At 64.1% G+C, this 21,035-nt stretch carries 19 protein-coding genes and 1 pseudogene; 9 read left to right on the top strand and 11 right to left on the bottom strand.

The genetic code is table 11. The annotated features are described in order from the left end of the window. The first annotated feature begins 51 nt into the window (after positions 1 to 51). The 3 genes from AC6CDK_RS09485 (at position 52) to ppk1 (ending at position 4,697) form a co-directional block, all read left to right on the top strand. Positions 52 to 1,461, top strand: coding sequence for a phosphoglucomutase/phosphomannomutase family protein (locus tag AC6CDK_RS09485; protein WP_039648461.1), 1,410 nt, complete (start codon positions 52 to 54; stop codon positions 1,459 to 1,461). A gap of 97 nt (positions 1,462 to 1,558) precedes the next feature. Beyond that, positions 1,559 to 2,512, top strand: a complete 954-nt coding sequence (corA, locus tag AC6CDK_RS09480; protein WP_010943935.1) for a magnesium/cobalt transporter CorA — start codon at positions 1,559 to 1,561, stop codon at positions 2,510 to 2,512. A 1-nt stretch (position 2,513) separates the two neighbouring features. After that, positions 2,514 to 4,697, top strand: coding sequence for a polyphosphate kinase 1 (gene ppk1, locus AC6CDK_RS09475; RefSeq protein WP_039647718.1), 2,184 nt, complete (start codon positions 2,514 to 2,516; stop codon positions 4,695 to 4,697). Between the two features lie 238 nt (positions 4,698 to 4,935). On the opposite strand, the gene AC6CDK_RS09470 is transcribed toward ppk1, so the two are convergent. Next, on the bottom strand, positions 4,936 to 5,577 hold the full coding sequence (locus tag AC6CDK_RS09470; RefSeq protein WP_066356714.1) for a LexA family protein: 642 nt from the start codon (positions 5,575 to 5,577) through the stop codon (positions 4,936 to 4,938). A gap of 263 nt (positions 5,578 to 5,840) precedes the next feature. On the opposite strand from AC6CDK_RS09470, the gene uvrA reads away from it, so the two are divergent. Beyond that, entirely contained in the window at positions 5,841 to 8,654 is a 2,814-nt protein-coding gene (gene uvrA / locus AC6CDK_RS09465) for an excinuclease ABC subunit UvrA (protein WP_039647714.1), read from the top strand. 30 nt (positions 8,655 to 8,684) lie between these two features. On the opposite strand, the gene AC6CDK_RS09460 is transcribed toward uvrA, so the two are convergent. The 9 genes from AC6CDK_RS09460 to aroF all read right to left on the bottom strand — a co-directional run bounded on the left by AC6CDK_RS09460 (position 8,685) and on the right by aroF (position 16,906). After that, a complete protein-coding gene (locus AC6CDK_RS09460; RefSeq protein WP_192905860.1) occupies positions 8,685 to 9,416 on the bottom strand; it encodes a DUF1847 domain-containing protein in 732 nt (243 codons plus the stop codon). Beyond that, positions 9,413 to 9,706 (bottom strand): DUF2288 domain-containing protein, encoded by a 294-nt coding sequence (locus tag AC6CDK_RS09455; RefSeq protein ID WP_039647711.1) that lies wholly within the window; start codon positions 9,704 to 9,706, stop codon positions 9,413 to 9,415. Before AC6CDK_RS09455 ends, AC6CDK_RS09460 begins: the two co-directional genes overlap by 4 nt. 90 nt (positions 9,707 to 9,796) lie before the next feature. After that, a complete protein-coding gene (locus AC6CDK_RS09450) occupies positions 9,797 to 10,540 on the bottom strand; it encodes a TIGR03915 family putative DNA repair protein (RefSeq protein WP_192905861.1) in 744 nt (247 codons plus the stop codon). Beyond that, entirely contained in the window at positions 10,537 to 11,832 is a 1,296-nt protein-coding gene (locus AC6CDK_RS09445; RefSeq protein WP_039647709.1) for a putative DNA modification/repair radical SAM protein, read from the bottom strand. The genes AC6CDK_RS09450 and AC6CDK_RS09445 overlap by 4 nt, the downstream gene beginning before the upstream one ends. A 43-nt stretch (positions 11,833 to 11,875) precedes the next feature. Then, the gene (locus AC6CDK_RS09440; RefSeq protein ID WP_039647707.1) at positions 11,876 to 12,781 is read right to left on the bottom strand and encodes an AEC family transporter; all 906 of its coding nucleotides are present in this window, start codon (positions 12,779 to 12,781) and stop codon (positions 11,876 to 11,878) included. A gap of 3 nt (positions 12,782 to 12,784) precedes the next feature. Further along, entirely contained in the window at positions 12,785 to 13,909 is a 1,125-nt protein-coding gene (locus AC6CDK_RS09435; RefSeq protein ID WP_039647706.1) for an NADH:flavin oxidoreductase, read from the bottom strand. 43 nt (positions 13,910 to 13,952) lie between these two features. Further along, positions 13,953 to 15,395 (bottom strand): pyruvate kinase, encoded by a 1,443-nt coding sequence (gene pyk, locus AC6CDK_RS09430; protein ID WP_039648458.1) that lies wholly within the window; start codon positions 15,393 to 15,395, stop codon positions 13,953 to 13,955. 17 nt (positions 15,396 to 15,412) lie between these two features. After that, positions 15,413 to 15,760 carry a hypothetical protein gene (locus AC6CDK_RS09425; RefSeq protein ID WP_039647704.1) on the bottom strand — a complete coding sequence of 116 codons (348 nt, stop codon included), beginning with the start codon at positions 15,758 to 15,760 and terminating at the stop codon, positions 15,413 to 15,415. Positions 15,761 to 15,895: 135 nt separating this feature from the next. Further along, positions 15,896 to 16,906: a 3-deoxy-7-phosphoheptulonate synthase gene (gene aroF, locus AC6CDK_RS09420; RefSeq protein ID WP_039648456.1), complete on the bottom strand. Its 1,011-nt coding sequence runs from the start codon at positions 16,904 to 16,906 to the stop codon at positions 15,896 to 15,898. Positions 16,907 to 17,112: 206 nt separating this feature from the next. Here aroF and AC6CDK_RS09415 point away from each other — a divergent pair, with 206 nt between their 5' ends. The 5 genes and pseudogenes from AC6CDK_RS09415 to groL all read left to right on the top strand — a co-directional run bounded on the left by AC6CDK_RS09415 (position 17,113) and on the right by groL (position 20,790). Further along, positions 17,113 to 17,421, top strand: coding sequence for a c-type cytochrome (locus AC6CDK_RS09415; RefSeq protein WP_039647702.1), 309 nt, complete (start codon positions 17,113 to 17,115; stop codon positions 17,419 to 17,421). Between the two features lie 6 nt (positions 17,422 to 17,427). After that, positions 17,428 to 18,009, top strand: a pseudogene (locus AC6CDK_RS09410) (DUF507 family protein). Further along, positions 18,003 to 18,566, top strand: coding sequence for a hypothetical protein (locus AC6CDK_RS09405; protein ID WP_039647694.1), 564 nt, complete (start codon positions 18,003 to 18,005; stop codon positions 18,564 to 18,566). The pseudogene AC6CDK_RS09410 and the gene AC6CDK_RS09405 overlap by 7 nt, the downstream one beginning before the upstream one ends. A gap of 239 nt (positions 18,567 to 18,805) precedes the next feature. Beyond that, positions 18,806 to 19,093 carry a co-chaperone GroES gene (gene groES, locus AC6CDK_RS09400; protein ID WP_010943951.1) on the top strand — a complete coding sequence of 96 codons (288 nt, stop codon included), beginning with the start codon at positions 18,806 to 18,808 and terminating at the stop codon, positions 19,091 to 19,093. A gap of 62 nt (positions 19,094 to 19,155) precedes the next feature. Continuing rightward, positions 19,156 to 20,790 (top strand): chaperonin GroEL, encoded by a 1,635-nt coding sequence (gene groL, locus AC6CDK_RS09395; protein ID WP_039647693.1) that lies wholly within the window; start codon positions 19,156 to 19,158, stop codon positions 20,788 to 20,790. On the opposite strand, the gene AC6CDK_RS09390 is transcribed toward groL, so the two are convergent. Then, positions 20,791 to 21,033, bottom strand: coding sequence for a hypothetical protein (locus tag AC6CDK_RS09390; RefSeq protein WP_152609753.1), 243 nt, complete (start codon positions 21,031 to 21,033; stop codon positions 20,791 to 20,793). Positions 21,034 to 21,035: the final 2 nt, after the last annotated feature.

Below are 21,035 nucleotides of genomic sequence, written 5' to 3'. Positions count from 1 at the left end.
TACCGGCCCCATGGCCGCAACCATACCGACATTGCAGGAGGATTTGATTCCGTGCAGATAACATTCGGCACCGACGGCTGGCGGGGGATCATTGCCCGGGAGTTCACCTTCGACAATCTTTCCCGGGTGGCCCAGGCCACCATGGATTACCTGAAACGGGAAGGGCTCGCAGCGCGCGGGCTCGTGGTGGGGTACGACCGCCGCTTCCTCTCCCGGGACTTCGCCGACCGGGTGGCCGAGATTGCCGCCGGCAACGGCATCCGGGTCTGGCTGACCGACGGCCCCGCTCCCACTCCGGCCATTTCCTGGGCCGTCCACGAGATGAAGGCTGGCGCCGGCGTCATGATTACCGCCAGCCACAACCCTCCCGCCTACAACGGGTTCAAGGTCAAGGAGTCCTTCGGCGGCTCGGCCCGCCCTGCCACCACCAGGATTCTGGAGGAGATGACCGCCGCCAATACCGCTGCCGGCCGGGAAATCGAGGAGCGTCCCCTGGCGGCGGCGCTGGCCGATGGCACCGTAACCGTCTTCGACCCGCGCGAAGGATACTGCCGTCAGCTCGCCCGTTACGTGGACCTGGATCTCATCCGCCGGGCCGCCATCCCCCTGGCGGTGGACCCGATGCACGGGGCCGGGGCCGGCGTCATTCCGGAACTCGTGCCCGGCGCTCTGGAGATCCACGGCGACGAAAACCCGGGCTTTCGTGGCGTGCCCCCCGAGCCCACCGAAGAGCACCTGCAGGAGCTGGCTGCGCTCGTGCGGGACGGCGTCTGCCGGGTGGGACTGGCCCTCGACGGCGACGCGGACCGGATCGGCGCCGTGGACGAAAACGGCGAGTTTTTCTCCTCCCACCGGATCTTCACCGTGATCCTCCGGCACCTGGTGGAGCGCAAGGGCCTCACCGGCGGGGTGGTCAAGACGGTCTCCACCACACGGATGATCGATCTGCTGGCGCAGAAGTACGGGCTTCCCCTCCACGAAACCCCCATCGGCTTCAAGCATATCTGCGAGCTGATGCTCGAGCACGACATCCTCATGGGTGGCGAGGAGTCGGGAGGGCTCGGGGTAAAGGGACACATCCCCGAGCGGGACGGGGTCCTCATGGGGCTCCTGCTTCTGGAAGCCATGGCCATGAGCGGCAAGGGGCTTCGCCGGTTGCTGGACGAAACCATGGACGAAATCGGCGTCTTCCACTACCAGCGGCTCGATCTCCCCATTGAGGATGCCCCCAAGGCAGCCCTCATTACCCGGCTGCGGGAGGAGCGGATCGACGCCATTGCGGGACGGTCGGTGGCCGGCACCAATTTCCGCGACGGCTTCAAGTTCATGTTCGAAGATGGCTCCTGGCTCCTGATCCGCCCGTCAGGGACCGAACCGGTGCTGCGCCTCTACAGCGAGGCCGGCACGCCCGGGACCGTTGGGGAACTGCTGGCGGCCGGCCGGGAAATCGCAGGGGTCTGACCGGAGAGGGTAGTGGCTGCTTGACCCCTGCCATTCTTGCATCTACAATCGTTGTAACGTGGCAACATCCTGAATTTCTAGCAGAAAGCGGTGCACTATGATCAAGGCATACCTTCGCGCGGAAGACACCTTCAGGCCAGTGGCAGTGGAGTCCGATGAACTGGCGGAACTGGACACCGATACCCTTGTCTGGCTCGACCTCATGTCCCCCACGACCGAGGAGCTGGCCACGGTTGAGCGTTGCCTCAAGCTGGAGCTGCCGACGCGGCAGGAGTCGGAGGAGATCGAGTTCAGCTCCCGCTACTGGGAGGACGAAACCGGCATCGACATCAACACCTACTTCCTCGTGAAGCAGGATGACAAATACCATAACGAAACCGTTTCGTTCATCCTGAAGCGGCACTTCATCGTCACCATCCGGTTCAGCGACCACCGCATCTTCACCGAATTCTCCCGCCGGCTCCGGCTCAATCCGCGCGCCTTCCGGGACGGGGCCGACATCCTCAACGGAATCCTCGCCATGCGGGTCGACATGGACGCCGACATCCTTGAGGCCCTGTCCAAGTCAATTGCCAGCATCGGCCGGAAAGAGCCCCAGTCCTTCGACAATCCGACCACGTTCCTCGAATACATCACCGACTACGAGGACATCAACATCACCATCCGCGAAAACCTCACGGACAAGCACCGGGTGCTCTCGTCGCTCCTGAAGAGCACCATGATCAGCGAACCCCTCAAGAAGGAGTTCAGCATGATGATGAAGGACGTGAACTCCCTCATCATCTCCGCCAACTTCAACTTCGAGCGGCTCGACTATCTGCAGAACCTCTTCCTGAACCACATGAGCGTGGAGCAGAACAAGGTCATCAAGATCTTCACCGTCATGTCGGTCATCTTCCTGCCCCCCACCATGATCGCCAGCATCTACGGCATGAACTACAAGCACATGCCCGAGCTGGAGTGGGTGTTCGGCTATCCCTTCGCCCTGAGCCTCATCGTCCTCTCGGCGGTATTACCCCTCTACATCTTCAAGAAAAAAGGGTGGCTGTAGCATGCCGCGCAAGGCACAGGCAGCCGGGGCCGGCGCCCCGGAACCGACGGGCGCGCGCCCCCCGGAGACGAGCCTTGCCTCGCCCGAGCTCTACCTCAACCGGGAACTCACCTGGCTCGAGTTCAACCGGCGCGTCCTCCACGAGGCCGAGGACCCCCGCACCCCCTTGCTGGAGCGGGTCAAGTTCACGGCCATCGTGAGCTCGAACCTGGACGAGTTCTTCATGAAACGGATCGGCGGCCTCAAGCAGCAGGTCGGGGCCGGGGTGCAGCACCCCACCGTGGACGGCCGTACCCCCCGGCGGCAGATTGCCGAGTGCTACGCCGTGGTGCGGGATCTGGCCGAACGCAAGCGGCGGGTGTTCGGGGAGCTGCTGGGTCTCCTGGGGGACGCGGGCATCCGGATTCTCGGCTACAGCGAGCTGAGCGAGAAAGAGCGCAAGGGGCTGCGGCAGCACTACCAGCGCAATATCTACCCCCTGGTGACCCCCCAGTCCATCGATCCGGCCCACCCGTTCCCCTTCATCTCCAACCTTTCCCTCAATCTCCTGGTGACCCTGCGCTATCCGCGGGAGCGCGAAACGTCCCTTGCCCGGGTGAAGGTACCGGTGGGGGCGGGCATCCCGCGCTTCATCCGCGCGGGGGACGGCGAGCGGTTCGTCCCCCTGGAAGAGGTGATGCGCCACAACCTGGACATGCTCTTTCCGGAGATGGAGGTGACGGCGTGCGAGCTCTTCCGGGTGACCCGCAACGCAAACACTGAACGTAACGAAGAACAGGCGGACGATCTGCTGTCCCTGATCGAGTCGGAGTTGCAGGACCGCCGCTTTGCCCCCATCGTCCGGCTGGAGGTGGGCGCGGACATGGACCCGGTCCACCGGGGGATGCTGGCCGCAGAGCTGGAGCTGACCGAAGCCGACGATGTCTTCGATGTCGAGGGGATGCTGGCCTTTCGCGACCTCTTCGAGATCGCCGCCCTCGGCTACCCGGAACTGCGCGATCCTCCCCACCATCCCGTCGACCACCCCCGGCTCATGACCGACCGGAACATTTTCCACGTGCTCCGCGACGCCGGGGCCATCCTCCTGCAGCACCCCTACGACTCCTTTGCCACGTCGGTGGAGCGCTTTCTCATGGAGGCAAGCGAAGACCCGAAGGTACGCGCCATCAAGATGACCCTCTACCGGACCGCCTCGGACAGCCGGATCATCGATTGCCTGGTGAACGCGGCCAACAACGGCAAGCAGGTGGCCGTGGCGGTGGAGCTCAAGGCCCGCTTCGACGAGGCGGCCAACATCAGGCTGGCGGAGCGGATGGAGGAGGCGGGAATCCATGTCACCTACGGCGTGGTGGGACTCAAGACCCACTGCAAGGTGATCCTGGTGGTACGGCAGGATTACAACGGACTGCGGCGCTACGTCCACATCGGAACCGGCAACTACCATCCCGGAACGGCCCGGGTCTACTCCGACCTGGGGCTGCTCACCAGCGACGAGACCATAGGCCAGGATGCCACCGAACTCTTCAACTACCTCACCACCGGCTATACCCCGCGGCGCACCTATCGGAAACTGCTGCCCGCTCCGAAGCACCTGAAGCGGGCGCTGCTGGCCAGGATCGAGCGTGAAGCGGAACTTCACTCGGAAAAGAGCCCGGGGCTCATCCAATTCAAGATGAACGCCCTGGAAGACGCCGATATCGTTGCAGCCCTCTACCGGGCAGCACGGCAGGGAGTGCGGATCGATCTCATCATCCGCGACAGTTGCCGCCTCCGGCCGGGCGTACCGGGGCTCTCGGAATCGGTGCGGGTGGTGAGCGTGGTGGGGAGATTCCTGGAGCACGCCCGGATCTACTACTTCCGCAACGGCGGCGACGAGGAGTACTTCATCGGCTCCGCAGACGCCATGAAGCGCAACCTGGAGTACCGGGTCGAAGTCCTGGCACCGGTGGAAGCGCCGGAACTGAGGAAGGAAATCCGAACCATGATCGACGTGCAACTGGGAGACCGGCGAAGCGCCTGGGACATGCGGCCCGACGGCAGCTACCTGCAACGGACGCCGGGCGAAAGGGACGATCCCCGGGGAAGCCACGAAATTCTCGTGGACCTGGCTGAAAAGCGCCGCAAGGCCGGGGCGCGCCTGAAAAAGAAAAAGGCCCGGGGAGTCGTCCGGCGCTCGGCCCGGTAACCCTTCGGGTCCATGTTGCTGCTGGATCTTTCCGTTGTACTGACAGGGGTTCCGTCCGAGCCCCGCCCGCGCCTCCCGCAACGGCAACCGCCCCCCTATCCCACTGGTCCGTCCTGTGTTGCACCCCGCCCGCCACAATGCGCCGGAACCCCGCATGGTGTGGCCACAGACCATGCGCCACCGGGGCCGCGGGACCTCACCCAGGCCGTACGTCCGGCCGCGGTCGGGGCACTGCGGACTACAGCTTCACGTTCCGCCAGACCTGCACCACCGTGCCGATGATCCGGGTGTCGGGATCGGGATGGAACGGGGAATAGGCGGCATTGTCGGAGGAGAACAGCAGCTCGCCGGCCTTGAGGCGATAGCGGCGGAGAATGGCCTCGCCCCACCGGTTGGTGACGAGCACGATCTCTCCCGGCGCTGCCGGCCGTGCCGGATCGAAGAAAACCATATCCCCGTCGCGGATTGTGGGAGCCATGAAATCGCCGTAGGCAAGCACCGCATAACACCCATGCGGCATCCCGGGGAAGACAATCCGCCCCTGCACCACGTCCCCCGGAATGTCCCCAGGAAATCCCTGGGGAATGCTCTCCAGCAGCGGCGTGCCCTCGCCTGCCCCCTCGCCCGCACCGTCAGGGGGGGCGTTCATGGCGCCCTTTCCCTGGAGAAGCCAGGTCACGTTGACTCCGTAAGTCCGGCAGAGCGCAATGACGAGCGTGTCTGAAGGGGCCTTCCTCCCCCGTTCGATACTGCTCAGAAACCCCTGGACAATGCCGAGGGAGTCGGCGAACGCCTTCTGGGTCATGCCCCGCGCCTGACGAAGTTTCCTGATGCGCCCACCAAGGGGGGACTCAGCCCCGTTTCGCGCCGTATCTGTCACAATATCTCCCTGATGCACCGTCGTGGCTCTTCCACCCCACAGCACATATTTCTGACAGATATAGTATTACTTGTCAATATTGCATCCGAAGACGCACCATTGCCGTAACCTTGCATGGACCTGAAAAAAGATGTTAACCGCCTGGCCAATAGCAACTTTTGACTACCGCTTTCGGGTTACCCCTCAGCAATCCGATTATGTGATATAGTGGGGACTTGCGTCCGGGGCCTCCGGCGCCACCATGCATCACTCACGGGAGCACCATGGCACACGACACCATCATCGTCAAAGGCGCGTGCGAGCATAACCTCAAGTGCATCGACGTGGAGATCCCCCGGGACAAGCTCGTCGTCATCACTGGCATCTCCGGCTCGGGCAAATCGACCCTGGCCTTCGACACCATCTATGCTGAGGGGCAGCGCCGCTACGTGGAATCCCTCTCGGCCTATGCCCGCCAGTTCCTGGAGCAGATGGAAAAACCCGACGTGGAATCCATCGAGGGGCTCTCTCCCGCCATCTCCATCGAGCAGAAGACCACCAGCCGCAATCCCCGCTCCACTGTGGGCACCGTCACCGAGATCTACGACTACCTGCGGCTCCTCTTTGCCCGCGTCGGCCGCCCCCACTGCTATGAATGCGGCAAACCGATCACCTCCCAGACCGTGTCCCAGATGGTGGATCAGATCATGGCCATGCCCTCCGGAACCAGGCTTCAGCTTCTCTCGCCCATGGTCCGGGGCCGTAAGGGGGAGTACCGGAAGGAACTGGCCCAGTTGCGCAAGGACGGCTTCGCCCGGGTCATCGTGGATGGCGTGCAGTACGAACTGGCCGAGGATATCCCCCTCGACAAGAACAAGAAGCACGACATCGACATCGTGGTGGACCGGATCATCGTCAAGGAGGGGATCGAGCGGCGCCTGGCCGACTCCCTGGAGACGGCCCTGAACCACGCGGAAGGGGTGGTGAAGGTCCAGGTCGTGGACGGCGACACCATCCTCTTCTCCGAGGCCCTGGCCTGCATCGACTGCGGCATCTCCTACCCCGAGATGACTCCCCGGATGTTCTCCTTCAACAACCCCTACGGCGCCTGCCCCGACTGCACCGGCCTCGGCACGCGGATGTATTTCGACGAGGATCTGGTTGTGCCGAACCCGGAGCTCTCCATCCGCGAGGGGGCCATCGTGCCGTGGGAAAAGCGGCTCTCCGGCTGGTATCACATGACCCTCGACGCCCTGGCCAAGGCCTTCGATTTCGACATCCGGACCCCGTTCAAGGAGCTCTCTCCCACGGTGCAGGGGGTAGTCCTGCGAGGCTCCGGGGGGAAGAAGATTGAGTTCTGGTGGGAGGAGGACGGGGGGCGGCGTCACACCTACACCAAGGAATTCGAGGGGGTCATCCCCAATCTGGAGCGGCGCTACCGGGAAAGCGACTCGGAGCAGGTGCGGGAAGAGCTGGAGCGCTACATGAACGTGATGCCCTGCCCCACCTGCCAGGGGGCGCGCCTGAAGCGCGAGGCCCTTCACGTGAAGGTGGCGGAGCGGGACATCCGTCAGGTGACGGCCCTCTCCATCAAGGACGCCCTGGAGTTTTTCGCCTCCCTCACGCTCACCCCGAAAGAGGAGGAGATCGCCCGCCGCATCCTCAAGGAGATCCGGGAACGGCTCCACTTCCTGGTCAACGTGGGGCTCGACTACCTGTCCCTGGACCGGACCTCGGGCACCCTCTCCGGCGGCGAAGGACAGCGGATCCGGCTCGCCACCCAGATCGGCTCCAGCCTCGTGGGGGTTCTCTACATCCTGGACGAGCCCTCCATCGGCCTGCACCAGCGGGACAACGGCCGGCTGCTGCAGACCCTCAAGCACCTGCGCGACATCGGTAACACGGTGCTGGTGGTGGAGCACGATGAGGAGACGATCCTGGAGGCGGACCACGTGCTCGACATGGGGCCCGGCGCCGGTGAGCACGGGGGCCGGGTGGTGGCCCAGGGAACCCCGGCGGAGATCATGGCGAACCCCGAGTCCCTCACGGGCCGCTACCTCTCGGGGGAGCTCACCATCGCCGTGCCGAAGAAGCGGCGCAAGCCAAAGCGCTTCATCACCGTGGAGGGGGCAGCGGAGAACAACCTGAAGGATGTCACCGTTGACATCCCCCTCGGTGTCATGACCTGCGTCACCGGGGTGTCCGGGTCGGGCAAATCGACCCTGGTCATCGACACCCTTTACAAAGTCCTGGGTCAGCGGCTCTACCGGAGCCGGGAGCGGGCCGGCGCGGTACGCGACATCCGGGGACTGGAGCAACTGGACAAGGTCATCAACATCGACCAGTCGCCCATCGGCCGTACCCCGCGCTCGAACCCCGCCACCTACACCGGGGTCTTCGCCGACATCCGGGACCTCTTCGCCCAGCTCCCCGAATCAAAGGTGCGGGGCTACAAGCCGGGGCGCTATTCGTTCAACGTGAAGGGGGGACGGTGCGAGGCATGCGCCGGGGACGGGATCATCAAGATCGAGATGCACTTTCTCCCCGATGTCTACGTCCAGTGCGAGGTCTGCAAGGGGGCCCGCTACAACCGCGAAACCCTGGAGGTTACCTATAAGGGGAAATCCATCGCCCAGGTCCTGGACATGACCGTTTCGGAGGCTCTGCGCTTCCTGGAGAACATTCCGAAGATCAAGACAAAGCTCCAGACCCTGGAGGAGGTGGGGCTCGGCTACATCCGCCTGGGCCAATCGGCCACGACCCTGTCCGGCGGCGAGGCCCAGCGGGTGAAACTGGCCAAGGAGCTGGCGCGCCGGGCCACCGGCCGAACCATCTACATCCTCGACGAGCCCACCACCGGCCTCCACTTCCACGACATCGCCAAGCTCCTGGAGGTGCTGAAAAAGCTGGTGGAGGGGGGCAACACCATCGTCATCATCGAGCACAACCTGGATGTCATTAAGACCGCAGATTACATCATCGACCTGGGCCCCGAAGGGGGCGACCGGGGCGGCGAGGTGATCGCCGCCGGCACACCCGAGGAGGTGGCCAAGGTGACGCGGTCCCACACGGGACAGTATTTGCGGAAGATGCTGTGAAGAGGCGTGATAACGGCGGGGGAAGGAGGGCTAGTCCTCCCCCTCGGGGATGTCGATCGGCATTTTCTGCAGGCGTTTGAAGTAGAAGTTCTGGCCGTAGAGCACGGCCACCGGGTTGTGGCCGGTGACCCGGTCCTTGCAGACGAGGGTGGTGACCGGGGCAGCGGAATGCTTGGTGAACAGCATATCGTGGCCCACGCAGAGGCCGACGATGATGTTCATGTGGGTGCCGCAGCGGTTCAGTACCTCTGCCTGGGCAACGGGATTACAGGCGGGCTCGAAGGTGCCGGGACGGACCTTGTCGCTCTCGTCCAGGCCCAGTTCCAGCTTGTCGATGCTGCCGGCCTTGCAGCAGACGCTCACCGGCTCCAGCCCCTGGGCCTCAAGGATAGAGGCCAGCTGCCGGGTTTCATCCAGGAGCCCGATGCAGGTGGCGATGCCCACCTTGTTCCAGCCCATGAGCTTCGCCAGGGCTATGGTGTCTTCCACCCGGGTCCAACGGGCCACCACGGCGTCGCTTCCGGGCATCTTCCGGTAGCAGAGCCCTTCGACCCGGGCCGCTACCCGGGCAAGCCGGGCATCGTCGCTCTCGCCGCGGTATTCGTCGAAGCTGGAGGCCACGATGTCGCCATGGGCCGAAGACGGGCAGTCCGCAGGCCGGCCGGGCCGGTTGTCCGGGTTGCTCCAGCAGTTGGTGGTGCCGCTTTTCTGCCAGACGGCGCTGCAACGGGCACAGGATGGTGGCGTCGGCGTATCGCTCATGGTTTCTGCTCCTGGATCAGAACGTAGGGACTGATGATGAGGGTGGAAAAACTGATCTCTTCATTGGCGTCCCAGGCCGAGATCTGCTCGGCCGAGGGCTTGGCCAGGAGCCCGGTCTGGATCCAGTCTCCCACCACGGCGGTATCGTCGGAAGCAATGCTGACACCCACCTCCACAAGGTCGAGCCCCCGGTTCACGACAATGAGCCCGCCCCGCTCAAGATGAGCCCGCAACCAGCTCCACTGGGCCACGTCAACCTGTACCGCCAGTTCCTCCCGCGTTGTCTTCACTGCGTGCTCTCCCTTGTATTGATGTTCATCGTGCAGTTGTATCAGCATATCAGGATTATCGAAAAAAACCACCAATGACCGGCAACGCCGTCATTGGTCGAACTCCGGCAGGTGACGACGGTGCTTGAGAGGGAGATGCTGCCGCTGCAATTCAGGGTTACGTCGCTCCTCGATGGCGAGCCGGTCGAAATAGCGCTGCCAGAGTTCGCGAAACAGGCGCTCCCCGTCGGACAGCGGGAGCGGGCCGGTCACCTCCAGTTCAGTGTCGGTCCATGTGCGGCGGGCCGGGTCGAAGATGATGGCCTCGCCCCGGCGGGGATCGTGAATGATCCAGCGCTGGTCGGCGAAACGGTCGGCAAAATGGGGAGCCACCAGGGGAAGGATGCGGTGTTCCGGCTCAATGGCGGCATACCAGATATCGCCGTCCAGGTGCTGGAAACGGACAAGCCCCTTGTAGCGGTGCGCCTCGCGCCCCACGGCCCGCGCAAGTTTCCACACGGGCACGACCCGCTCGTGGGCGAGCATCCCGTCGAGCTGTTGTCCCACCACACACCCCAACTGCAGGAAGTGGAGGATGAGCAGCTCCCGGCCCGGTTCCGCGGCATGAAAGGCAAGGCGGAGCGTGTGCAGCGCACCGGCGGTGAGGGTTCGGCGCAAAAATCCGTAAAACGCTGCGGCACGCTGCCGGTCGGTTGCCACCTCCTCAACCGCGGCAAAGAGCGCCTGCTGCTCCGGTTGTCGGTCAGTGATCGCCTCGGGCTCCACTCCCCGTTCCCGGGCCAGGGCAACGACCGTGAGGAAACCCGCAAAGGTGCCGTCGTAACGAAGGATCACAACTCACCTGTGATGGTGGACCGGATGTCCATGCCGGCCCCACCGTCGAACAGGGACGGCTGGCTCCAGCGCTCCCGACGGGGCGGTTTTTCGGTGAGTCGCAGCCGGAGGCCTACCGCATCGGGAGTCAGATCGGCGGCGAACCGCCCCCGGGCGGTAATGAAGTAGCGGGCGCGCTTCATCACCACCCCGAGCAGGGGCAGGTCGTCCAGGGACAGATGGCTGCCCCGCCGCGCAAGGACGATCCGCTGGGCCGAGCGGACCCCGATTCCCGGCACCCGGAGGAGCGCCTCGTAGTCGGCCCGATTCACCTCGACGGGGAACAGGTGGAGATTCCGGAGCGCCCACCCGGCCTTGGGGTCCAGCGAGAGGTCCAGGTTGGGGCGCTCTTCGTCCAGGAGCTCGCCGGCGGCGAAGCCATAGTAGCGCATGAGCCAGTCGGCTTGGTAGAGGCGGTGTTCCCGCGCGAGCGGTGGGGTGCCCACCACGACGGGAAGGCGTTCGTCCCGGTTCACGGAGATGAAGGCGGAGTAGTAGACCCGCTTCAGGGAAAGCCTTCCGTAGAGCCCCGCCGCCAGCGAAATGATCTGCAGGTCAGTCTCCCCCGATGCGCCGACGATGAGCTGGGTGCTCTGCCCGGCCGGGGCAAAGGGGGGCATCTTCCGGGAAACCTTGCGCTCCTCCCTGGTCTGGACGATCAGCTCCCCCACCCGCTTCATGGGCCCCACGATCGACTCCCTGCTTTTGTCGGGAGCCAGGAGTGCGAGGCTCTCCCGCGACGGGAGTTCCATGTTGATACTGACCCGGTCGGCATGGCGACCGAGCCGCTCAACCAGGGCGAGGTCCGCGCCAGGCAGCACCTTCACGTGGATGTAGCCGTTGAAGCGGTACTCCTCGCGCAGCTGCCGGGTCGCTTCGATGAGAAGCTCCATGGTGTAGTCGGGATTCCTGACGACCCCGGTGGAGAGGAAGAGCCCTTCGATGGCATTGCGGCGGTAAAAGCCGATGGTGAGCTCCGCCACCTCGGCGGGGGTGAGCATCACCCGCCGGATGTCGTTGGAGCGGCGGTTCACGCAGTAGGCGCAGTCATAGATGCAGACGTTGGTGAGAAGGATCTTCAGGAGGGATACGCAGCGGCCGTCGGCGGTCCAGGAGTGGCAGATGCCGCACTGGGCGGCGTTTCCGATCCCGCCCTTGCCCTTGCGGGAGCTGCCGCTGGAGGCGCAGGAAACATCGTACTTGGCACCGTCGGCAAGGATTTCGAGTTTTTCAGCAAGGGTGAATTCCGGCATGGTTACACACTACCGAAGGAATATGACGGAATATGTCGCGCCACTACACGCCGCGCAGCAGCCACCACCAGACCGGGAGCGTGACGAAGGAAAGGGGAATGCCGATCCCCACCATGAGGGCCACCAGGGGCGGGTTCAACCGGTGGTCCACGGCGATGATCCCGGCGGAGATCATGGGGGCCATGGCCGCCTCGAAGAGCGTCACCTGCATGACCGGGCCGCTTCCCCCCAGAATTCCCACAAAGAGGAGAGTGATCAGGGCCGGCCCCAGGGCCAGTTTGTAGAGGAGCCCCAGAGAGAGGGGTTTCAACTCTCCCCGCATATGGGAGAGCTGCAGCTGGAACCCCACGGAGGCCAGAGCCAACGGCGTCAGGGTGTCGCCCACTTTCTGAAGCACGGCAACGGCAACAGGATGGAACGGGACCGGCTTCAGGAGGAATGCCAGGATAAGAGCCTGGAACGGCGGGAAGTAGATGATCTTACGGGCGATCTGGCGGACAGAGACATCTCCCGAGGAATAGAGCGTGGCGGTCAGGATGCCGAGGGTTGAGAGGACCAGAAAGGAGCCCAGTTGGTCGGCAATGAGACCGATGCCGAGGAACTCCTTGCCATAGTAGGCCTCGATCATGGGAAGCCCCACGAAGGAGGTGTTGCCGAGCCCCCCCACGAGCATCAGGGCACCGGTCGTTTCCCGGGGGAGAGCGGCCAGGCGGCCTGCGACACGGAAGATGAGAGCACCCGCGCCAAAGAGGAACCAGGCCATGGCGGCCGAGTAGAGGAGCGAGAGGTCGAGACGGAGGTCATGGATGTGCAGGAGCGCCACCGCAGGCAGCGACACGTGGATGATGAAGCCGTTGAGGGCCGCGGGGGTGCTGTCGGGGAAGCGGCCGGTGCGGCGGAGGATCATCCCCGCCAGGAAGCAGACCACGAGCAGGACGATATTGGTCATGGGTCAGAGGGAAAACTCCCGGCTTTCCCGTTCCACCCTGTCCACCACGCAGTAGATGCCCCCTTCCTTCATTCCCGGTTTAAAGCAGCCATTGCAGGAGATGCAGCGGGCCCGGCTCTCGTCGCCCTGCTGCCAGCGGAGGGGAAGACTGGACTCACGGATGAGGGGGCGGGAAAGGGCCACATAATCCGCTTCCTCTCGCCGGATGACTCCTTCCACCAGCTCAAAGGATCGGAAGCCACCCACCGCCATAACCGGGCAGGAGACGGCGCTCTTGATCCGATACGCGGCGGGAAGATTGTACGCCTCCTGCTCCCGGGTCTCGATCCCCTGGCGCACTGCGGTCCGGTTCCCCGAGGCGGGGGTGCCGCCCGAGGCCTCGATGGCGTCGATGCCTTCTTCATCGAGCATCCGGGCAACCTGAACCGCCTCGTCCAAGTCGAACCCGCCGGCCAGGTTGTCGGAACCGTTAAGCTTGACCATGACGGGAAACTCTTTTCCCACCGCCCTGCGAACGGCGCGGCAGGTCTCCAGGAGAAACAGGGCGCGACTTTCCAGGTTGCCGCCGTAGTGGTCGGTCCGATGGTTGGTGAGGGGAGAGAGGAACTGGTTGATCAGGTAGCCGTGGGCGGCGTGGAGCTGGACCGCGTCAAAGCCCCACTCGCGAGCGCGGCGGGCGCCGGCGGCGAACAGGCCCGCCACCTCGGCCACTTCGGCTGTGGGTAGTTCCCGCGGCAGTTCCGGGTACTGCTCCGCCTTGATCGCCGAGGGAGCCACCGGCTGGCAGCCGGCGGCCCGGGACGACGTCTGCCCCCCGCAGTGAACCAGTTGGAGGCAGATTTTTCCCCCCTCCCGGTGGACGGCGCCGGTTACCTGCCGCGCGGCGGCGGCGAAGGAATCCTCATGGGCACCCATCTGCCCGGGCAGTTGTTTTCCGTCAGGACGAACGAACGCGTAGCCGGTGATGAGGAGCCCCACCCCACCCCGGGCGAGGGAGGCATAGTAACCCGCCAACTTCTCCGTGGGACGGCCGTCCTCCCCACACATCCCCTCCCAGGTGGCGGAGCGGACCAAACGGTTGGCAAGCACCATATGGTTGATCTTGGTCTCGTCGAACACCTTGCGCATCAGCGTTCCTCCTTCAACCGGCAGCAGGTCGGCAGGGGCGGCATCAGAATATCTCGAAGAATTGGCCGGTTCCCAGCTTGTGGACCTTCATGAGATTGGTGGACCCCCGGGCCTCCACCGGCACCCCCATGGTGATGACCACCACGTCGCCCTTGCGATAGCCGCCGGACAGGAGCGTCGACTCCACGGCCATGATCTGCTCGTCAGTACCGGCCATGGTGCCGATGGGGTATGCCTTGACGCCCCAGTAGAGAGACAGCCGCCGCATGGTGTCCACCGAACCGGTGAAGGCGAGGATCGGCAGGGGAGGTCGGTAGCGGGAGATGCGGGCCGCCGTGCTCCCCGACTGGGTCATGCAGGCCACGGCCTTTGCCTTCAAAATCACTGCGGCGTGACAGGCGGCCTCGGCCACCGCCTCGGCGATGCTGACGCTGTGCCGGCGCGACCCCGAGCCGTCCTCCACCTGGGCGAAGCGCTCAACGTCGAGGGCCACCTTGTCCATGGTCCGCACCGCCTCCAGGGGGAACAGCCCCGACGCGGTCTCTCCCGAGAGCATGACCGCATCGGTACCGTCGAGGATGGCGTTGGCCACGTCCGAGGTCTCGGCCCGGGTGGGGCGCGGGTGGCTGATCATGGACTCCAGCATCTGGGTGGCGGTGATGACCGGTTTGCCGGCCTCATTGCAGGCCCGGATGATCTTCTTCTGGAACAGGGGGACCTTTTCCGGGCTGATTTCCACCCCCAGATCGCCCCGGGCCACCATGACCGCATCGGCAGCCTTGAGAATGCTCTTGAAGTTGCGCAGAGCCTCGGGCTTCTCGATCTTGGCCACCACCGGCACCTGGACGTTCCGCTCGAAGAGGATCCGCTTCAGTCCTTCCACGTCGGCGGCAGTGCGGACAAAGGACAGGGCGATGTAGTCCACCCCCGTCTCCAGGCAGAAATCCAGGTCGCGAAGGTCCTTCTCCGAGAGCGACGGCGCAGAGACCTTGACGCCGGGAAGGTTGATCCCTTTCAGGTCCTTGAGCATCCCTCCCTGGACCACGGTACAGCGGACCGTGGTGCCGGACACCGACTGGACCCGCAGCTCGATGAGGCCGTCGTCCAGCAGGATACGCGAGCCGGGCTTCACGTCCCGGGGGAGGGCCCGGTAGATGGTGGAAATGAGTCCGGGACGCCCCAGGACCTCATCGGTGGTGATGTCGAGCGACTCGCCCCGCACCAGCGGAATGGCGCCGTTCTCCATCCTGCCGGTCCTGATCTTGGGCCCCTGGAGGTCGGCCAGAATGCCGATCTCCTTGCCCCGCTCTGCGGAGAGATGCCGGATGAGGGCGATTGCCTCCCGCCGCTGGTCGTTGGAGCCGTGGGAAAAGTTGAGCCGGAAGACATCGACTCCGGCCTCCATCAACTGCCGGATCATGCCGGGCGAGGAGCTGACGGGTCCCAGGGTGGCGATGATCTTGGTCTTGCGTGACAATGTATCCATGGGCTTCGGCATAGGCATCAGTGGTGGAATCTGCCGACCCGTCCCTTGTGGGCCGGACTCGGGGACTTGTGGCACTCGAAGCAGGGGAGCTCATCCACCTTGCGGATATCGAGGCTCGATCGCGGACGGTCTGAGGGGGGAACGTTGTACTTCTCGGTCTGGAAGTAGGGGCGGTCGCTGCCACGCTCATCGGTCAGGGCAACGGTGCGGTAGGACACCTGCCAGTTGGTGCTGATGGGGACGGTATGGCACTGGTCGCAGCCTCCCGGCGGAGGAATAGCCTTCCAGGACATCAGCATGGCACAGCCGCCGGCCAGCGACAGCATGGCCACGGAAGCCAAAAACGCGAAAACTCGGGTGAGCATGGGGCACTCCTTGAAGGGCGGTCGTTTACGGCATGGAAAAGCATAGCACAAGAGGAAGGCAAAACAAACCCGGTGGGCGGTGTAACACCCATGAAAAGCAGGGGGCCGGCAGATGTCCGCCGGCGCCGCCTTGGATCAGAAGCCGAGGAACTCGTTGAGCCGCCGGATCTCACCCATGAGCGTCTCGAAGCCATGGAAGGTGAGGGACTGGGGGCCGTCCGAGAGGGCCTTGTCCGGCTCCGGGTGGACCTCCACGAGGACGCCGTGGGCTCCGGCCACCAGCGCCGCCTTGGCCATGGGTGCAACGAGGCTCCGCTTGCCGGTGGCGTGGGAGGGGTCCACCATGACCGGCAGATGGGTCATCTCCCGGATGAGGGGCACCACCGCCAGGTCGAGGGTATTGCGGGTGGCGGTCTCGAAGGTCCGGATCCCCCGCTCGCAGAGGATCACCTGGCCATTGCCCTCTGCCAGGATGTATTCGGCCGCGGCCAGAAATTCCTCCAGAGTGGCGCTCATCCCCCGTTTGAGGAGCACCGGCTTGCGGATGCGGCCCAGCTCCTTGAGCAGTTCGAAGTTCTGCATGTTCCGCGCGCCGACCTGGAGCAGGTCGGCATATTCCGCCACAAGTCCCACCGTATCGGGGCTCATGACCTCGGTCACGATGGGCAGCCCCGTTTCCCGGCGGGCAATGGCCAGGAGCTTCAGCCCCTCCTCCCGCAACCCCTGGAAGGCATGGGGACCGGTCCGGGGCTTGAAGGCCCCCCCCCGCAGAAGATCAGCGCCGTATTTTTTCACCGCCCGCGCGGTGCGGACGATCTGCTCCTCCCCTTCCACGGCGCAGGGGCCGGCCACCACCACGGGGCGTTTCCCTTCGCCGATGACCACGTCACCCACCCTTACCACCGTGTGGCGCGGGTGGAAGTCGCGGGACACGAGCTTGTAGGGCTTGGAGACATGAATGACCTCCTGAACCCCGGGCAGATCCCGGATGGTGGTATCATCCACATATCCGCGATTGCCGAGGACGCCGATGGCTGTCCGCTCGCTGCCGGGAATGGGCGCCGCCGTAAGCCCCATTTGTTCCACCGCTTTCACTACCGCCTCGATCTGCTTCGGTCCAGCCTTGTGGTTCATGACAATCAGCACGAATCCCCCCCCGGTTCCCGAATGAAACAGCATTTACGCATCATTCTACGATACCAGACCGCCCCCGCAGGGGTCAACGGCTAAGAGCCGCGCTACCGCTGCCCACCCCAGCGGCCGTGCCGGTGAATGGCACGTGGTGGCCGGTTGCTTTTTCGACGCGTTCCGGTACAATGGGCTGACTCGATTCCAGACCAAGGAGAATGCCCGTGACCAAGGCCGTTGCCGCTATCCTCGCCGCCGGCGCGCTCTGCGCCTCCGCTGTCCCAGCTCTCGCCGCCGCATCGGGAGAGAAGCTCTTTGCGGGAAAGTGCGCCATGTGTCACAAAGTGAAGGGTGCAGGCGGGGTGCTCGGACCCGACCTGACAACGGTGGGGACAATGCGGGACGAATCGTTTCTGCGTGAACAACTGGTGAACCCCAAAAAAATGAATCCCGCCACCACCATGCCGTCCTTCAAGGGCCTGCCCAAGCAGGAGCAGGACGCGCTGGTCAACTACCTGAAAGGCCTGAGGTAGAGTCCCATGCGACTGAAGGACGAACAGATAGCCCGGCTGGCCGAACGCCTCCTGGAGGGGCTCACGGCCGCCGGCCTCATCACCCTCAAGGCCGAGCGGAGCAAGGTCCTCGACGGCATCAGGCGCGCCGTTGCCGCCGACATCAAGGGAGAGGAGGATCTGGATAAAGAGGCTGAACGGCTTCTGGAGCAGACCCTCCGTTCCATGGGTGGCGGGGCTGGCATCGACCGCCACCGGATGCTCAGGATGATCAAGGACAAGCTGGCGAAAGACCGCGGCATGGTTCTCTGATCCCTGCCGTTCGGAGCGTACACCATGAGCATATCCGAAGACCGCATCTCGCACCTGGCCCACTGCATCTATGATCGGCTCTGGAAGGACGACCTGGCCGACTTCGCCGATGAGCGTCGGGCACTGCACTGCCTCAAGGAGGGCATCACCTCCTTCTTCGCCGTTGCCGGCGAGGTGGATGCCGCGGTGCGCAGGAAGCTGGCCTCCTACTCACAGGCAAAGGTGCCCGGCAGCCGGGACTATGAAATCCTGTACCAGAAATTCTACCAGGAAGAGATGGCGAAGCGGAAATGGTGACGTTCAGCGGTCCGCTCCGCACCCGCGCCGTCCTGCTGCTCGCCGTCGCCTGTTCCTGGCTGCTCTCCGGCTGCGCGCCCCGGCCTACCATGTCCGTTTCCCCGGACTTCCGTCCCACCGGCGGGGTTGAGACCGTCTACGTTGTCCCCTTTGCCTCGGCCCTGGTCCCCGAGTTGTTCTCAGAAACCGCGTTCAACGACTTCGTTGACCTCCTGAGCGGCCGGCGACGGGAGACCGGTATTACCTCCTTCGTCATCCTCAAGGAGGAGGTCAAGGAGGTGGACCCGGCATGGCTCGCCCGCCAACTCTACATCTCCGGCGACATCTGGAGTTATGTGGAGGATTCCGGGTGCTGCACCACCAACATCAGGGTGAAGGCGCGAGCCTACCTCCACGAGCCGGGCAGAAAAGAGCCGGTGGCCGAAATCTTCGTCCCCCTTGAAGCCTTCTTCGATCACGACCGGTCAACGGTCGAGCGGGAGCGCGACCGGCTGGCCCGCACCCTTGCCCGCGAATTCGCCGACCGCTTCGCCGTCATTCTTGCCCCGCGCCGCTGAACCGGCGCACCCCTTCCCCGGCTACGCCTTTTCGTGTCGCCTTCGCGCCCATGACGGCATCAGGAGCCCAGCAGGGGCTTTCCCGGAGAAGCCGCTCCGCAAAAAATTTTGCCCCGGGGTCTTGATTTTTGGCAAAGGGGTGACTATAGTTACCACGTGTTAGCACTCAGTCGTATCGAGTGCTAATTTTTTTCGATGAAAACACCCGAGCATATCATGGAAGAAAGGAGAAGGAGCAGATGAACCTCAGACCGTTGCAAGACCGTATCCTCGTGAAAAGAATCGAGGAGGAGACCAAGACCGCCGGCGGCATCTTCATCCCCGACACAGCCAAGGAGAAGCCCCAGCGCGGCGAGATCGTGGCCGTCGGTAACGGCAAGAAGACCGAGGACGGCAAGGTGATCCCCGTTGATCTCAAGGTGGGCGACAAGGTTCTGTTCGGCAAGTATGCCGGCACCGACATCAAGATCGAGGGGCAGGAGTTCCTCATCATGCGCGAGGACGACATCCTGGGCGTGATCGAGTAACCGGCACCACGCCGGACAGCACAGCATACCCGAGTGAACCAATCCAAGGAGGATAGACAGATATGGCAGCCAGAATCATCAAATTCGACCAGGAAGGGCGCAACGCCATCCTGAAAGGTGTCAATACCCTCGCCGACGCGGTGAAGGTCACCCTCGGTCCCAAAGGCCGCAACGTGGTCATCGAGAAGTCCTTCGGCTCCCCCCTGATCACCAAGGACGGCGTCACCGTGGCCAAGGAGATCGAGCTCGAGGACAAGTTCGAGAACATGGGCGCCCAGCTCGTGAAGGAAGTCGCCTCCAAGACCTCCGACGTTGCCGGTGACGGCACCACCACCGCCACGGTCCTCGCCCAGGCCATCTATCGCCAGGGCTCCAAGCTGGTGGCCGCCGGCCACAACCCCATGGAGATCAAGCGCGGCATCGACAAGGCCGTCGAGACCATCGTGGCCGAGCTCAAGAGCATCTCCAAGCCGATCAAGGATCACAAGGAAATCGCCCAGGTGGGCACCATCTCCGCCAACAACGACAAGACCATCGGCGACATCATCGCCCAGGCCATGGAAAAGGTCGGCAAGGAAGGGGTCATCACCGTCGAGGAAGCCAAGGCCATGGAAACCAGCCTGGAGACCGTCGAGGGGATGCAGTTCGACCGCGGCTACCTCTCCCCCTACTTCGTGACCGATCCGGAGCGGATGGAGGCGTCGCTCGAGAACGCCATGATCCTGATCCACGACAAGAAGATCTCCAACATGAAGGACCTCCTCCCGGTCCTGGAGCAGACCGCCAAGAGCGGCCGTCCGCTGCTGATCATCGCCGAGGACATCGAGGGCGAGGCCCTTGCCACCCTGGTCGTGAACAAGCTGCGCGGCGTGCTCAACATCTGCGCCGTCAAGGCCCCGGGCTTCGGTGACCGCCGCAAGGCCATGCTGGAAGACATCGCCATCCTCACCGGCGGCCAGGTCATCTCCGAGGAGATCGGTAACAAGCTCGAAAACACCACCATGGACATGCTCGGCCGCGCCAAGCGGATCACCGTGGACAAGGACAACACCACCATCATCGACGGCGACGGCAAGGAAGCCGACATCCAGGGCCGCGTCAAGCAGATCCGCGCCCAGATCGAGGAGACCACCAGCGACTACGACCGCGAGAAGCTCCAGGAGCGCCTGGCCAAGCTCGTGGGCGGCGTTGCCGTGATCAAGGTCGGTGCCGCCACCGAGACCGAGATGAAAGAGAAGAAGGCCCGCGTCGAGGACGCCCTCCACGCCACCCGCGCCGCCGTGGACGAAGGGATCGTCCCCGGAGGCGGCGTTGCCTACCTGCGCGCCCTTGCTTCGCTGGAAGCCCTCAACCTTCCCACCGAGCAGCAGTTCGGCGTCAACGTCATCAAGCGCTCCATCGAGGAGCCCATCCGCCAGATCGCCCAGAACGCGGGCGTCGACGGCTCCATCGTGGTCGACAAGGTGAAGAACGGCAAGGATGCTTTCGGCTACAATGCCGCCGAAGACGAGTACGTTGACATGCTCGCCGCCGGCATCATCGACCCGACCAAGGTGTCCCGTTCCGCCCTGCAGAACGCGGCGTCCGTCGCCGGACTCATGCTCACCACCGAGGCCATGATCGCCGACAAGCCGAGAGAAGAAGCTCCCATGCCCGCCATGCCCGGCGGCATGGGCGGCATGGGCGGCATGATGTAATCAGCCCGCCGTCCAGGTCGGTATCGCAACACAAGGGGAAGGGCTTCGGTCCTTCCCCTTTTTCATGCCCGGCGTCTCCGAACCATCGAACACCCCAGCCTCGCGGTTCTCCACCAGCAGCCAATCCATTAAAAAACCAAATATATTCAGGCCAGTTACCAAACAGGACTGTTTTTGTCCAGATGGTGCAAACAAAAAAACCGTGTATACTGAAAGGGTCAAACGCCCACATTCGCGTTCCATGC

Source organism: Geobacter sp. PheSNFMC, from assembly GCF_059620965.1.
This window is presented reverse-complemented; position numbering and strand designations above follow the sequence as displayed.